The following is a 14,958-nucleotide window of genomic DNA, read 5'->3' as shown; positions in this document are numbered from 1 at the left end:
TATCCTGGGGGGCTTTTCTTTTGTGGTCTTGGATGTGCCTCCTGTTGCTACTTCCTCAATGTCTCACGCGCGGGTCTTTTGCCAGCGGTCGTGAATCTCTTGCAAAAGCTCTTCTGCATGCGCATCGAGCCATGTATCAAACCCCTCGGCAGAGCGGGCAGGGACGGTCACCGTGACACCACGCTTGCCGCTGCGAATGTCCGCCAAAGCCTTGCCATCACGGCTCCGAAGGGTGCGGGGCTTGGACGATGGGGCAGGGGAGGTGGCAGCTTTCTCGGGCTGAGCTGAAGCCTCAGCAAAGATCGCCTCGAACCGTTCATCTGAATTGAACCCTTCCCAGTCGGCCTGCGACATCCGTTTGTCCGCCCGCGCTTTTGCTGCGGGTTGCTCAAAGAGTTTGACCAAAGCCATCCAGCGATCCCGCCCGATGGACGGGGCAGAACCGATCTGGCGCAAGAAAGGTAGCTCGAACGCATGACCAACTTTGAGCATGCGACTGACCATAGGCAGATCGATCGACAGCGCGTCTGCGATTGTCTGCCGATCATGTCCGCCCACGTCTAACTGAGCAGCAAAGCTCGCCTTTTCGATAAACGACAGATCCTGTCGCGCGGTATTCTCCTGCCCCTGCGCCATCACCAAAGCATGGTCGTCCAACTGGCGGACCATCGCCTTGACGGGCATCGCAAGCGCTTTCAGTGCCTGAAGCCGCCGCCGCCCGTAGACAATCTCAAACCGTCCGGGGGTTTTGGGGTGGGGTCGAACGAGCACAGGAACCTGCTGCCCGTAGGTTCTGAGGCTGTCTTGCAGCTGCTTTTGAGCCTGCGTATCAGTGCCTAAACGGTCTTCGACGCCAGCCATGTCGATCAGATTGCCGTCCAATTCCTGAACCGCGTTTTCTTGCATCCGGTTCAACGAAGACTGAAGCGCCCCCACCGCGCCGCGCGGCATTAAACTGGCCTTACCCCGGCTCTTATTAGGCTCTATCGCGGGGGATTTAGGCTTTTCTGGCTTCTCAACATTCGCCGGTGCAGAAGATAAAATGCCTTTACGTGCCATTACCGCCCCCATGCTTTCTGGATCATGCTTTCGATCTCATCATTCACAAGATTGAGTGAATCCACCGCCCGGTCATAGGTCGATCGGTGAAACTGGGACCGGTCGACCTCATAAATCGTCTGATGGGTCAGCCCGGCATCCGAAATCGCGGTGGACTTCAGCATCGGTGCGACCATGACTTCTTCGTCAAAGAGCTGGCGCAGGAAGGATAGAACCTGCTGTTGTGGCCCATCATTCGGCTCGTACCGATTGATCAGGAAACGCAGGAAATCAAATTCCATGCTCGCCCCTGCATTAGAGACTACGTCAAGCAGGTCCGCGCTCATCTGCAGGAACTGCGACATTGATGCGACGTCGAGCATGTTCGGGACCACTGTGATCAACACGCCCGTCGATGCGCAAAGCGCCGACATCGTGAGGTACCCCAGTTGCGGCGGGCAATCGAAGATAACGACGTCGTAATTCTGCTCTACGTCCTGCAAAGAGGTCGCCAACCGAGCGAAAAATGCTGGCTGGGTGTTGTTCAGCAGAGCCTGGGGTGTCTCATGCTCAAACTCCTGAAGCATCAACCCTCCGGGAGCAAGATCAATGCCAGTAAAGAATGTTTTCTGAATGACATCGGCCAAAGGGACCGGATCGTCATATTGGATGGCATCGTAAATGGTCCCCGAGTTCAGGAAATCATACTCTGGCCGATAGCCAAAAAGCGTTGTTAGAGACGCTTGCGGGTCAATATCGACGCAGAGCACACGGTAGCCCTTCAAGGCCAATCGTTGCGCGGCATGGATTGCGCTCGTCGTCTTCCCGCTGCCGCCTTTGAAGTTCAAAAAGGACAATACTTGCAGTTTGTCCCCATCACGCCGCCCACGCTGGTAGGCACCGCGTGATTTGGCAGTGGACTCAAGCGTGCGCCGGATCGAGAGCAGATCTTCAGCACTGTAATGCCGCCGCCCGCCCGGGCTTGTCTGAACATCGACGACCTTATTGTCGAAATGGAGCTTGCGAAGGAAGCTGGTTGAAATTCCAAGCAATTCAGCGGCTTCCCCGGCTGAAAAGCGGCGTAACTCCTTGCGCGCGTCGGGCGCAAAGACCTTCAACATGTGACTTTCCAACGCCTCGGAAAGCGTTTCCGCATTACGGCGGATCCGTGTATTGATGTGTACAGTGTCCGTCACATCTGCCCTCGCTCTCAGTAACGCTATTATTCGGTAGCGCTTTTGTTTCCGTTACTTAATGCCATTAAAGCGATGCGTGCAATAGATTCTTGCGCGAGGAGAGGGAAAGACGGCATCGATAGTCGGAGCTACGATCAAAGATAGTCCGGGCTTTTACGTCTAAGGGTCTGTAATTATTTGTTAAAACTATCCTTGGAAATGAGAATGAGCTCATCATGAGCTGGATGGCCAGCATTTCGCGGTTTTGCCGTAGTTAGAGCCACATACCCGATTTGCGAGAATCATGGGACGGGTCATCCTGACCTTGCGCGCCCGAGATCACGGTGAGTTTCAAGCCAGTCTGTCTCTTCCGGCAATTTCGGTCCCGGTGGCTCTGGCGTCCACAGGCTAGTCCTGACACTGTGCGGGGAAAGTGGGGCTTTGGGTCCCAAGTCGGAGGAGGCCACTGCGGGATGGTCGATATTTGGAGCGGACTGACGCAGGCCTTTTGGCTTGTCTTCACGCTTGATCCCGAACTGGTGGAGATCGCCGGCCGGTCATTGCAGGTCACAGTTTCCGCCTTGGTCGTCGCCTGCCTGATTGCCCTCCCCCTCGCGGCATTGGTCGCCGTAAAACGGTTTCGCGCACGGCGCTTGGTGATCGCGGTTCTAAATGCGCTCATGGGACTGCCGCCAGTCGTGGTGGGGCTTATCGTTTATGTGGTCCTTTCCCGCTCCGGACCCCTCGGGGTGTTGGGGCTGCTTTTTACCCCCACGGCGATGATCATAGCGCAGGTGATCATTATCGTGCCGCTCATTGCCTCGATCGCGCATCAATCGATCCGCGAACTTTGGCAGGAATATCATGATCTGCTGATTTCTATGAATGTCACGCAAGGCCAAAAGATACGGACCCTGCTTTGGGATTCCCGCCGTGCGCTCCTCACCGCCGCGCTCGCAGGTTTTGGCCGCGCGATTGGGGAGGTGGGGGCGATCATGATCGTCGGGGGCAATATCGACCATGCGACGCGGGTGTTGACCACTGCGATCGCGCTTGAGACCGGAAAGGGTGAGTTTGCCTTGGCGCTCGCCCTCGGTTTCGTACTGATCGGGCTGGCCGTGGCGGTGAATCTCGCGATCCATTGGCTGGGCCGCACCGAACGGGAGGGTCGGTGGTAATGCAGCTTTTCCCGATGCAGGCCATTTCGATCGAAAGCCGCAGACGCGGGCAACGGCTGGTGGGACCGATTGATCTGACGCTGGAAGGGCAGGGTGCCACGGTCATTATCGGCCCGAACGGCGCGGGTAAGACCACGCTGTTGCAATTGCTGCATGGCACCGCGCGGCTCTCTGCGGGGCGGATCGATTGGGCCTGTACGACCGAAGAGGCGCGGCATCATCAGGCCTTCGTTTTTCAGCGGCCCGTTATGCTGCGGCGCACGGTTTTGGAAAACCTCATCTATCCACTGCGCCTGCGTGGTGTCGCAAAGGCTCAGGCCCGACTGGCGGCGGAGGAATGGGCCGCGCGCGTCGGGTTAGAGCCGCTTTTGGGGCGCGCAGCTCCTGTGCTTTCGGGTGGCGAGCAGCAGAAACTGGCCCTCGCCCGCGCCCTGATCTGCAAGCCCAAGCTGCTGTTTCTGGATGAGCCCTGTGCCGCATTGGATGGCCGTGCGACCCGAGAGATCGAGGCGATCCTGCAATCGGCGAAATCTGCCGGCACGCGGCTGATCCTCTCCACACATGACCACGGTCAAGCCCGCCGTTTGGCCGACAATGTCTTGTTCCTTCTGGGGGGCCGTCTGCATGAGGCCGGCCCCGCGACTATGTTTTTCAACCGACCTGAGACCCCTGAGGCGCAGGCATTTTTAAGAGGAGATATCGTAGAATGAAACATTGGATTGTAGGCGCAATTTCCGCGCTGGCGATGAGCGGTGCGGCGCAGGCCGCGGACGTGATGAAAATGGCGGTGACGACATCGTTCAATAACTCCGGTCTCGCGGATGTTCTCTTGCCTCAGATCGCAGCGGATCTTGATCTCGATGTGCAATTGTTGGTCGTCGGGACCGGCCAGGCGATCAAGCTAGGCGAATCCGGGGACGTGGACGCGATCCTGGTCCATTCGCGCAAAGCCGAGGAGGCTTTCGTCGACGCGGGGTTCGGCAGCCACCGAACGGAAATCATGTACAACGATTTCGTCTTCATCGGTCCAACAAGCGATCCGGCGGGCATCGCATCCTCGGGTGCGGCCACCGAAGCATTGAGCGCAATCGCCGACAAAGAGTCTGATTTCGTGAGCCGAGGGGACGACAGCGGCACGCATAAGAAGGAACTGTCTCTCTGGGGCGAAGCAGGTCTTAATCCGGCAGAGTTCGGGGATTGGTACAACGCCGTCGGGGCAGGCATGGGGGCGGCGCTCAACACCGCCTCGGGGATGCCCGCCTATGTGATGTCGGACCGGGCAAGCTGGTTGAACTTCGGCAATAAGGGGGATCTGGCGTTGCTCTATGCGGGCGATCCGGTTCTGTTTAACCAATATGCCTATCTGCCGGTGAACCCCGAGCGTCACGGCCATGTCAAAAATGATCTGGCTCTGAAGCTTGAAGACTGGCTGACATCGGACCGGGCGAAAGCGCTGATCAACGACTATAAGATCAATGGTGAGACACTATTCGTGTTCAACGCGGAAGGTGCCGAATAACCTGAGTTAGAGACCATCCGCGCCCAAACCTGCGCGGATGGTTCACTCGGGCAAGTCGCCGTGGATCGCGAATTGCTCTAGTCCTGCATCCTGCGGCTGGATCATGCGAAAGCTTTCACGGACGCCCGCGTCGGTCAACTCGCGCGCCACGGTGAGCAGACAGTTGGGCGCGTGATCGGCGCAGAGGTCGATCATCTGCGCCAACTCCTCTTTCGCCACGGGACGCGCGGCATCGACCGAAGGTGCACCGTAGTAGGTGACGAAATGCTGCGCCAGCAGCGCGGCGAGGGTCTCTACCTCGGCTTCCTCAATCTGGGTCACGGCGACAAAGGTCACGCGGCCAAAGGTTTCGAGCCCAAGCCAGCCGTTGGCGAAGGCTTGGCGGGCTTTGCCAGTCAGGTCGCCCTCGGTCCAATCGGAAAACTCGAATCCGCCAGAGATGCACCATTCCCCGGTGCGGGCGGGTGAGGCGAAGACGTTGCGGTCGCTCTCATCGAAATGGATCGCGCGGGCAAGTTTGAGGGTCATGGTGCGGGCTCCAATAGGGTGGTGAGCGGGATCAGGCGGGTCGTCTGTCCCGCGCGCAGTAACATGCCGAAGTCCTCGTCGACACCGATGAATGTACCGCTTGCGCCCTGCGCGGTCACCTCTTCGTCGATCCCATAGGCCAAGCCGCGCCATTCGCCATGCAGGCTGGCAGGGCCGAGGTCTTCCCAGCGGTTGATCCAATGCAGCGTGTGCCGCGCCCAGGATTCGACAAGGGCGGGGGGCTGCACCTCGGCGCAGCCTTCGGCATAGAGCGCGGTTTGATCCGGGTTCAGACCCGTTTGCGCCATGTCAGGGTCGTTCGCAGGGTAGAGCGGCAGGGTGAAACCGACGACGAGCCAATCGGGCACCGCCGCCGGATCGGTTGTCGAGGCCATCATCCGCAGCGCGCCGCAGGCCGCACCGTTCACGCGGATGCCGCCGTTCCATTCCAGTTGCACCGCGACTTCGGGCGGCGAGAGCGCGCCGAGGGCGTTTTGAAAGCCCACCCCGCAGAGCGGCAGCATCGCCACCGCGCGGGCCAGCGGCACCTCGGGGGCAAAGACCAAGGCCGCCTGCATCTCGGCCCCGTCGAGCCGGTAGGTGATCAGACCCGCATCGCAGCCCTCGGCCGCGCGGGCGCAGGCGGCGGCAAGCGCATCGCCCGCGACCGCCTCGCCCGACATCAGCGGGGGGAAGGACAGCACCTCGCTCATGCGGCGCCAGCGTCCACGAGTTGCTTGGCGATGGCGTGAAAGGCCGCGGCCTGTTTGCTGTCCGGCTGGCTGACGGTGATCGGCGCACCGCCGTCCGAGGCGAGACGGATCTGAAGATCAAGCGGCACTTCGGCGAGCAGGGGCACGCCCCATTTCTCGGCCTCGGAGGCGACACCGCCGTGGCCGAAAACATGCTCCTCGTGGCCGCAATTGGTGCAGATATGCGTCGACATGTTTTCGATCATGCCGAGGATCGGCACCTTCAGCTGGTTGAACATATCGATGCCCTTGCGCGCGTCGATCAGAGCCACATCCTGCGGTGTAGAGACGATCACCGCCCCATCCACATGGGCCTTTTGCGCCAGCGTCATCTGCACGTCACCAGTGCCCGGCGGCAAGTCGACGATCAGCACGTCAAGCGCACCCCATTGCACCTGCGTCATCATCTGTTGCAAGGCGCCCATCAGCATCGGCCCGCGCCAGACCACGGCTTGGTCTTCGTTGGTCATGAGGCCAATCGACATCATGGTGACGCCGTGATTGCGCATCGGCAGGATGGTCTTGCCATCGGGCGAGGCGGGGCGGCCAGAGACGCCGAGCATGCGTGGCTGGCTGGGGCCGTAGACGTCTGCATCCAAGAGCCCGACCCGGCGGCCTTGGGCAGCCAGCGCGCAGGCGAGGTTCGCGGAAACGGTGGATTTGCCGACGCCGCCCTTGCCCGAGGCGACGGCGATGATCCGGTCGACGCCGGGGATTTTTTGCGGGCCGGTTGGCTCCGCTTTGCGCTGCGGCTTGAGGTCAGGCGGCGGGGCTTTCTCGCTGTGGCCGGTCAGCACGATGGAGACTTTCGAGACCCCCTCGACCTGCGCCAGCGCCGCTTCGGCCAGCGCCTTGGCCTCCTCATAGGCTTTGGCTTGGGCGGGCGGGATTTCCATCACGAAACGCACCGCGCCCGCGTCATCCACATTCAGCGCGCGCATCACGCCGCTGGCCACGATGTCTGTCCCCGTGGCCGGATCGGTCACGGTCTTCAAGGCGGTCAGGACCGCGTCTCTGCTGGCTGTCACGTCGCTTATGCCTCGCCCTTGTCCGCGCCGGCGATGGTTCCGTCGATCTCATGCTCAAGGCCCAGTTCGGGGATGGTGATCACGGCCTTGACCGCAAACTCTTTGCCGCTGGTGTCATGGTCGCGCATGGCCTTTTCGATGGCCTGCTGCGAGGTCACGCCGACCTGTTTGAGAAACTTGCGCATCGACATGTTGAAGTCTTCGCTCATGGGTGGCTCCTGTGCTGTGGGCGGCCTAGTGGTCGCGCCGTTTGGAGAGGTAATCGTCGGTGGTCCGAGGGCGCGGGCGTTCGTTGCCGGTCATCGGGTTGTTGGTGCTGTGATACTGCGCATTGATCCGGCAGTCATCGCACATCTGGATCATCCGCAGTTTTGCCTCATCGGCAAACATCGAATGGCTGCGCAGCTTGTCGGTGATTTTCTCTACGGTGGATTTCACGCCAAAGAGGCTGCCGCATTCGACGCAGGCAAAAGGCTCTTCCTCGTTCAGCACGCGCTGGCTCAGCGCGGCTTCGGTCAGGTCGAGGCGCGGCGCGAGGGTGATGGCATCCTCGGGGCAGACATTGGCGCAGAGCCCGCATTGCAGGCAGGCGTCTTCCTGAAAGCGCAGTTGCGGCAAGTCCGGGTTGTCGCCAAGCGCGCCCGAAGGGCAGAGCGATACGCAGGAAAGACACAGCGTGCAGGCATCCTTGTCGACCAGAACGGCACCGTAGGGCGCACCCTTGGGCAGGTCCAACACCTCAGCCTCGGGGTTGAGCGCCCGCGCTGCCTGCCGGGCGATCTGGCGGCGGCTGCCCATGGGGCGCACCGGCTGGGCGACGGGGGCAGGGGCCTCGCTGTCATAGAGGATGTCGGTCAGCGCCTCGGGGTCGGGGGTGTCGATCAGCGACATCCGCGCTTCCCCCGCAATGGCGCGGGCCAGCGCGGTCTGCGCCTCAATCGCGTCGCGGTCGGCCTTGGGGCCAAGCAGAAGCGAGACATGGGCGAACCCGGCGGCGAGCGCGGCCAGCGCCTCAGCATGGCCAAAGGCGGCGAGCGCATCGAGTTCCATCGGCACCACATCGGCAGGCAGTCCGCGCCCGTGGCGTGCGGCAAGGCGGATCATCTCGGCGCCATGGGCGTCATGCACCATGAGGCGCGGCGCTTCGCCGCCCGCTTCGAGATAGGCGCGCGCCAGCGTCTGCACCCGGCGCATGGTGAAATCGACGGGCGGCGCGTCATAGCTGATCGCACCCGAGGGGCAGGCCGAGGAACAGGCACCGCAGCCCGCGCAGATCATTGGATCGAGCGCAACATGATCGCCGTCGGGCGTGATCGCGCCAGTGGGGCAAAGGTCCAGACAATTGGTGCAGCCGGTTTGCCCCGCGCGGGAATGGGCGCAGAGCAGCGGCTCGGTCCGCACATAGAGCGGCTGCTCAAATGTGCCGGTGAGATGCGAGGCAGCCAGCACGGCGGCGGCCACGGCAGGCGGGTGGCCGGGATCGGCGCGCAGGTAGCCTTCGCGTTTTTCATGCGCCGGGAACAGCGGCGTCTCGCCGCGCAGGTCGATGATGATGTCACATTGGCTGCGCGCGCCGTCGCGCGGCGCGGTCCAGTTGAGCGGTCCCCGGCCACGCGGGTCGACCTGCCGCAGCGCGTCGATCACCACTTCGAACTGTCCAAGCGCGCCCTTGGCACGGCGCAGCTTGCCGGAAATGAGGTCAAAATCGCGCACCTCGGGCAGATTGTCCTCGGCCTGTGTCACCGCGTCGTCCATCAACAGCGTGACACTCAGATGGTCTTTGAGCTGCGCCGCCGCCTCCAGCGCCGCCGGGCCGCGCCCCACGATCAGGCAAAGCCCTTCGGAGCCGACATCGATGGTTTTCTCTGCCGGGGCGTCCAAAAGCGCCTCGGCTGCGAGGGCGGACATTTTGGGTAGTTTGTCACGGGGGTCATCCGACCATCCGGCCCGGTCGCGCAGGTCCAAGAGGGGGGCAGGGGTCAGGCCCAAATCCTCGGCTAATTCGGTAAAGACCCGCTCTTCTTGGGTGCAGCATAAAATTGCGTCCCCGGCGGTCAGGGCCTTGGCAGCCCGGTCGATCTGGGTGGTGCAGAGGGCCGAACAGGGGGGCGCGACCGCCAAACCGCTGCGCTCGGCCAGTGCATCGGAATCGATACGCTGCGACCCTGCGCAATCGCATGTTATCAATGTCTTGGCCATGAATTTTCCCTTATCTCGCACGACATTCCGCAGCCCATCTGGGCAGGGCAGAGGCCCCAAGCTAGACGGGATTTGCCACCCCCTACAACCGAAATTCGCGGCGTGGCGGTGCTGCTCCTAAGCGGTGAAGCAGGCAGAAACAGCGGTCAGCGGGGGCAGTGATTCGAAATTTGCGATTCCCTCATTTTCCGAGCGAAACACTCAAGTTAGACAATTAGGCCGAGGCGCCATTGACGGGCCTAGCCGATGGGCCATCTTGTCTCGAAAGCCGGGTTTTTCGGGCTTTGGCGCGGATTAGCGCTTCCCCCGGACCGGCCTTTGCGGCGAAGGTCGTTGAAACGGAGGAGCAATTTGATTCACAACCCGACAATGTATCGGACGATGCCCTTGGGCATTGTACTGCGGCGCGCGCCGGGGGTGACCCGTTGGGCCAAGTGGAGCTGGAAAGCGACCGCCGTGCTGCCCGGTGCCGGGGAGGCAGATTGGCGCGAGCTGCGCCGCGATGGTGAGATCGTCGAATACCACGCCGCCACGCTCAAGCTGGACCTCCACGGAGCCGAGACCGAAGCCTATGTCCACGGCCTTGGCGCGGATGTGCCTTGTGTCTATGTTGTGATGCGCCCCATTCCCGGTGCAACCGACCGCCCCTTCAAACTCGCGCTGGTCACAGCATCGCCCTATGAGGCGCAGGATTATTGCGACAGCGCCGAAGAGGTGGTGGAAAAGGTCGCGATGACGCCGGGCCTGATGGCATGGGTGCAAGAATTCGTCGAAGAGTTCCACCAAGAGGAAGCCTTCGTCAAACGCCGCCGGGATCGTCTGCGCACTGATCTTAAACAAGACGGGATCGGGGATCCGCGCATTGAAAAGCCTGCGGACATCTATGCATCGCCCGCGCTGAAACGAAAGCGTCTGGCATGAGCGGTTTTTGGCAGAAACGCCGCGCCGCCGTCGCGGCTGAGGCAGAAGCCGAAGTGCGCGTTCACGCAGCGCAGGTGGCAGAGGCTGAAGAAGCCGCGCTGGCCGAGCGCAGCGATGATGACCTGCTGGCCGAGTTCGATCTGCCCGCGCCCGAGGATCTGGTGAGCGGCGAACAGTTGCGTGCCTTTCTCAAGGCGCAACTGCCCCAACGGCTCAAGACCCGCGCGCTGCGCAGCTTTTGGAAAACCAACCCGGTGCTGGCCTGCCTTGACGGGTTGAACGATTACGACGACGATTACACAGCGGCGGCGACAGCTGGGAAACCGGTTAACACGATCTACCAAGTGGGCCGCGGCATGGTCTCGAAGGTCGAAGAGGTGCTGACCGCTGAGGCCGACGCGCCCGAAGAGACGGTTGAGAGCGCCAACAATGACGCGCCCGTTCTGGCCTCGACCCATGATGTCGTCGTGCCCGGCCCCCGCCGGACCGAAACGGCGCTGGCCCCAGATGCGCCTCTTGAGGTGCATCATGCCGCCCCGGAAGAAGAATCCGAAGCGCAGCCCGCGCCGACCCACCGCCGCATGCGGTTTCACTTCGCCAGTGATCTGGCACAGGACATGGAAGGTAGCAGCGCATGACCCAATTGGCCGCGACGCCCCTGCCCGAAGAAGACCGCCTGCGCGCGGACCTTTACAACTTCATGGGCCTAATCCTTGCCGGACCGCCGGATCAGATGCTGCTGGATCAATGCGCGGGCCTGTCGGGGGATGACAGCGAGTTGGGGCAGGGATTCAAGACGCTGTCGAAACTTGCCGCCAAGACCAAACCCTCGGGTGCCGAGAGTGAGTTCAACCGGCTTTTCATCGGGCTGGGCCGGGGCGAGCTTTTGCCCTATGCGAGCTTTTACCTCACCGGTTTTCTCAACGAAAAACCGCTGGCCGCCCTGCGTCAGGATATGGTTGCACGCGGGCTTGAACGGGCGGCGAATGTGTTTGAGCCCGAAGACAACATCGCGTCGCTGATGGAAATGATGGGCGCGATGATCGCGGGCCGTTTTTCGGCACCGGCCACGCTGACGCAGCAGAAGACATTCTTTAACCGGCATATCGCCCCTTGGGCTGGGCACTTCTTTGCCGACCTCGAAGGGGCGAAAAACTCGGTCTTCTATGCCCCCGTGGGCAAAATTGGCCGTGCCTTCATGCAGATTGAAGCCGAAGCCTTCCGGCTCAGCAAAGACGACTAGACCCACCGCGATGAGACAGGCGGGGCCACGCGCCCCTGAACAAGAGACGTAACAGGAGAGAGAAGATGACACGCAAGCCAGAGGGTACCACCGACGCACCCGTTCGCAAGGACCGGCGCGACTTCCTGAAATTCGCGGGCTCCGCCGCGCCCTTGGCCGCCGTTGCCGTGGCCACCACAGGGAGCGAAGCCGAAGCGGCCCAAGCCCCCGACCTGTCGTCGGACCGTATCCAAGACACCGAACACACGCGCGCCTATTACGCCGCCGCGCGGTTCTAATCAGATAACCGGGGCGCGGCCCCGAAAACTTGGCAAGGCGATAACACCCGCCGTTCAATAGCCACCTCAGGCGGGGACCAGCCCGCGCATAGGGAGTGAAGATATGTTGAGGAAAAAGACCAATGGGGTCGCGCGGTCTGCGCAGCGGACAGGCATCATGTCCGATGTGGCGCGCAGCGGTATTGACCGGCGCGCGTTCCTGCGCGGCTCGGGCCTTGCCATCGGCGGGCTTGCGGCCATTGCAGGCACCGCGGGCAGCGTGCAACAGGCATCAGCCGCCACCGCAGCCGTCAGCGGAAAGATGGAAGTCAAGAAATCCGTCTGCACCCATTGCTCGGTCGGCTGTACCGTCATCGCCGAAGTGTCGGACGGTGTTTGGCTCGGTCAAGAACCCGGCTGGGACAGCCCCTTCAACCTCGGCGCGCATTGCGCCAAGGGTGCTTCGGTCCGTGAGCACGCCCATGGCGAGCGCCGCCTGAAGTATCCGATGAAGAAAGTCGGCGGCGAATGGCAGCGGATTTCTTGGGAGCAGGCGATCAACGAGATCGGCGATCAGATGCTGTCGATCCGCGACACCTCCGGTCCGGATTCGGTCTACTGGCTCGGCTCGGCGAAACACTCCAACGAACAGGCCTATCTGTTCCGCAAGTTCGCCGCCTATTGGGGCACCAACAACGTCGACCACCAGGCGCGGATCTGTCACTCCACCACCGTGGCGGGCGTGGCGAACACATGGGGCTACGGCGCCATGACCAACAGCTACAACGACATCCACAAGTCGCGCGCGATCTTCATCATCGGCGGCAACCCCGCCGAGGCGCACCCGGTGTCGCTGCAGCACGTGCTGAAAGCCAAAGAAGAGAACAACGCGCCGCTGATCGTCTGCGATCCGCGGTTCACCCGCACCGCGGCCCATGCCGACGAATATGTGCGGATGCGTCCCGGCTCTGACGTGGCGCTGGTCTGGGGTATCCTCTACCATATCTTCGAGAACGGTTGGGAGGATGAGGAATTCATCCGCACCCGCGTCTGGGGCATGGATGAAATCCGTCAGGAAGTCGCCAACTGGACCCCCGATGAGGTTGAGCGCGTCACCGGCGTGCCCGGCGAACAGCTTCAGCGCGTCGCGCGGACACTGGCCAACCACCGCCCCGGCACCGTGATCTGGTGCATGGGTGGCACGCAGCACACCAACGGCAACAACAACACCCGCGCCTACTGCATTCTGCAGCTGGCCTTGGGCAACATGGGCACCGCCGGTGGCGGCACCAACATCTTCCGCGGCCACGACAACGTGCAAGGCGCGACCGACCTTGGCGTTCTGGCCGATACGCTGCCGGGCTACTACGGCCTGTCCGATGGCTCTTGGGCGCATTGGGCGCGGGTCTGGGGTGAGGATCTGGAATGGATCCAGAGCCGCTTCGCCTCGTGGACCGATGGCGCGGGCGAAGAGCAAAAGATGATCAACCTCATCGGCATCCCGGTGTCGCGTTGGATCGATGGTGTGCTTGAGGACCGTGAGAACCTTGAGCAGCCCGACAACACCAAAGCCATGGTGCTCTGGGGCCACGCGCCGAACTCGCAGACCCGTCAGGGTGAGATGAAAACGGCGATGGAAAAGCTCGACCTGCTGGTTGTGGTCGACCCATACCCAACCGTCTCTGCCGTTCTCCACGATCGGACCGACAACACCTACCTGCTCCCGGCCTGTACGCAGTTCGAAACCTCCGGTTCCGTGACCGCATCGAACCGCTCGCTCCAGTGGCGCGAAAAGGTCGTCGAGCCGCTGTTTGAAAGCCTGCCGGACCACACGATCCTCTATAAGTTCGCCAAGAAGTTCGGCTTTGATGATCGCATGTTCCGCAACATCGAAGTGAACGGTGAAGAGCCGCTCATCGAAGACCTGACGCGCGAGTTCAACAAAGGCATGTGGACCATCGGCTATACCGGGCAGTCGCCCGAGCGGATGAAGATGCACATGCAGAACCAGCACACCTTCGACAAAACCACTCTGCGTGCCAACGGCGGCCCGGCGGATGGCGATTACTACGGCATGCCATGGCCCTGCTGGGGCACGCCCGAGATGAACCACCCCGGCACGGCGAACCTTTACGATCTGTCGCTGCCAGTGGCCGAAGGCGGCCTGACCTTCCGCGCCCGTTTCGGCGTTGAACGTGACGGTGAGAACCTGCTCGCCGAAGGTGTCTATTCCAAAGGCTCCGAGATCAAAGACGGCTATCCTGAATTCACCATGCAGATGCTGACGGATTTGGGCTGGGACGGCGATCTCACAGCGGAGGAACGCGCCATCATCGAAGCGGTCGCAGGTTACGAGAAGCCTGAAAATGCGGACGATGGCCAAGAAGAGGTCGGTGAAACCTCGCATCAAGGCGAGATGGAATCGGATTACGTGGCCCAAGTCGGTGGCATCAACTGGAAGACCGACCTTTCGGGCGGCATCCAGCGGGTCGCGATTGAACATGGCTGCGCCCCCTTCGGTAACGCCAAGGCCCGCTGTGTGGTCTGGACCTTCCCCGATCCGGTGCCAAAACACCGCGAGCCGCTTTATTCAAACCGGCGCGATCTGGTCGCGGATTACCCAACCTACGAAGACAAGACCTTCTGGCGGGTGCCGACGCTTTATGCCTCGATCCAAAAGAACGACTTCTCGCAGGAATTCCCGATCATCCTCACTTCTGGCCGCTTGGTCGAATATGAGGGCGGCGGGGACGAGACCCGGTCGAACCCATGGTTGGCCGAGTTGCAACAGAACATGTTCATCGAGATCAACACCCGTGACGCCAACAACCTTGGCGTGCGCGACGGGTCCGACGTTTGGGTCGAAGGGCCCGAGGGCGGCAAGATCAAAGTGATGGCCATGGTCACCGAACGGGTGGGCGAGGGCGTGGCCTTCATGCCCTTCCACTTCGGCGGGCACATGGAAGGTGTCAGCCTGCGGGACAAATACCCCGATGGGGCCGATCCGATCGTTCTGGGCGAAAGCACCAACACGGTTCAGACCTACGGCTACGATTCAGTGACGCAAATGCAGGAGACCAAAGCGACTCTCTGCAAGATTATGCCAGCGTAAGGAGATAA

General features: G+C 61.7%; 15 protein-coding genes. 8 read left to right on the top strand and 7 right to left on the bottom strand.

Translation table 11 applies throughout. The features are described 5' to 3' along the window. Positions 1–63 precede the first annotated feature (63 nt). Together repB and repA are read right to left on the bottom strand one after the other, a co-directional pair. Positions 64–1,059: a plasmid partitioning protein RepB gene (gene repB, locus A3722_RS17815; RefSeq protein ID WP_067628828.1), complete on the bottom strand. Its 996-nt coding sequence runs from the start codon at positions 1,057–1,059 to the stop codon at positions 64–66. Beyond that, positions 1,059–2,234, bottom strand: coding sequence for a plasmid partitioning protein RepA (gene repA, locus A3722_RS17810; protein ID WP_067628715.1), 1,176 nt, complete (start codon positions 2,232–2,234; stop codon positions 1,059–1,061). The genes repB and repA overlap by 1 nt, the downstream gene beginning before the upstream one ends. A gap of 452 nt (positions 2,235–2,686) precedes the next feature. Between repA and A3722_RS17805 the strand changes: the two genes are divergently transcribed. From A3722_RS17805 to A3722_RS17795, 3 genes are read left to right on the top strand one after another with little or no spacing between them, the layout of a single operon-like run. After that, positions 2,687–3,391, top strand: a complete 705-nt coding sequence (locus A3722_RS17805) for an ABC transporter permease (protein WP_067628713.1) — start codon at positions 2,687–2,689, stop codon at positions 3,389–3,391. Then, positions 3,391–4,101: an ATP-binding cassette domain-containing protein gene (locus tag A3722_RS17800; RefSeq protein ID WP_067628712.1), complete on the top strand. Its 711-nt coding sequence runs from the start codon at positions 3,391–3,393 to the stop codon at positions 4,099–4,101. Before A3722_RS17805 ends, A3722_RS17800 begins: the two co-directional genes overlap by 1 nt. Next, complete coding sequence (locus A3722_RS17795) at positions 4,098–4,910, top strand: substrate-binding domain-containing protein (RefSeq protein ID WP_067628710.1); 813 nt, start codon at positions 4,098–4,100, stop codon at positions 4,908–4,910. The genes A3722_RS17800 and A3722_RS17795 overlap by 4 nt, the downstream gene beginning before the upstream one ends. A 42-nt stretch (positions 4,911–4,952) precedes the next feature. Here the strand turns inward: A3722_RS17795 and A3722_RS17790 are convergent, their stop codons facing one another. From A3722_RS17790 to A3722_RS17770, 5 genes are read right to left on the bottom strand one after another with little or no spacing between them, the layout of a single operon-like run. Beyond that, a complete protein-coding gene (locus tag A3722_RS17790; RefSeq protein WP_067628709.1) occupies positions 4,953–5,438 on the bottom strand; it encodes a DUF6505 family protein in 486 nt (161 codons plus the stop codon). Continuing rightward, positions 5,435–6,151: a biotin/lipoate--protein ligase family protein gene (locus tag A3722_RS17785; RefSeq protein ID WP_067628707.1), complete on the bottom strand. Its 717-nt coding sequence runs from the start codon at positions 6,149–6,151 to the stop codon at positions 5,435–5,437. Before A3722_RS17785 ends, A3722_RS17790 begins: the two co-directional genes overlap by 4 nt. Then, positions 6,148–7,218, bottom strand: coding sequence for an Mrp/NBP35 family ATP-binding protein (locus A3722_RS17780; RefSeq protein WP_067628705.1), 1,071 nt, complete (start codon positions 7,216–7,218; stop codon positions 6,148–6,150). Before A3722_RS17780 ends, A3722_RS17785 begins: the two co-directional genes overlap by 4 nt. A gap of 5 nt (positions 7,219–7,223) precedes the next feature. Further along, the gene (locus A3722_RS17775) at positions 7,224–7,427 is read right to left on the bottom strand and encodes a DUF6494 family protein (protein ID WP_067628701.1); all 204 of its coding nucleotides are present in this window, start codon (positions 7,425–7,427) and stop codon (positions 7,224–7,226) included. 25 nt (positions 7,428–7,452) lie between these two features. Further along, positions 7,453–9,417: a 4Fe-4S binding protein gene (locus tag A3722_RS17770; protein WP_067628698.1), complete on the bottom strand. Its 1,965-nt coding sequence runs from the start codon at positions 9,415–9,417 to the stop codon at positions 7,453–7,455. A 381-nt stretch (positions 9,418–9,798) separates the two neighbouring features. Here A3722_RS17770 and A3722_RS17765 point away from each other — a divergent pair, with 381 nt between their 5' ends. The 5 genes from A3722_RS17765 (at position 9,799) to A3722_RS17745 (ending at position 14,950) form a co-directional block, all read left to right on the top strand. Next, positions 9,799–10,338 (top strand): DUF3305 domain-containing protein, encoded by a 540-nt coding sequence (locus tag A3722_RS17765; RefSeq protein WP_067628826.1) that lies wholly within the window; start codon positions 9,799–9,801, stop codon positions 10,336–10,338. Beyond that, positions 10,335–10,976: a DUF3306 domain-containing protein gene (locus A3722_RS17760; RefSeq protein ID WP_067628695.1), complete on the top strand. Its 642-nt coding sequence runs from the start codon at positions 10,335–10,337 to the stop codon at positions 10,974–10,976. The genes A3722_RS17765 and A3722_RS17760 overlap by 4 nt, the downstream gene beginning before the upstream one ends. Continuing rightward, positions 10,973–11,581: a TorD/DmsD family molecular chaperone gene (locus A3722_RS17755; protein WP_067628693.1), complete on the top strand. Its 609-nt coding sequence runs from the start codon at positions 10,973–10,975 to the stop codon at positions 11,579–11,581. The genes A3722_RS17760 and A3722_RS17755 overlap by 4 nt, the downstream gene beginning before the upstream one ends. A 65-nt stretch (positions 11,582–11,646) precedes the next feature. Beyond that, the gene (locus A3722_RS17750; protein ID WP_067628692.1) at positions 11,647–11,859 is read left to right on the top strand and encodes a twin-arginine translocation signal domain-containing protein; all 213 of its coding nucleotides are present in this window, start codon (positions 11,647–11,649) and stop codon (positions 11,857–11,859) included. Between the two features lie 103 nt (positions 11,860–11,962). Continuing rightward, entirely contained in the window at positions 11,963–14,950 is a 2,988-nt protein-coding gene (locus A3722_RS17745; RefSeq protein WP_067628690.1) for a formate dehydrogenase subunit alpha, read from the top strand. Positions 14,951–14,958 lie beyond the last annotated feature (8 nt).

Origin of the sequence: Sulfitobacter sp. HI0027 (assembly GCF_001634775.1) — a bacterium.
Taxonomy (GTDB): domain Bacteria; phylum Pseudomonadota; class Alphaproteobacteria; order Rhodobacterales; family Rhodobacteraceae; genus Sulfitobacter.
This window is presented reverse-complemented; position numbering and strand designations above follow the sequence as displayed.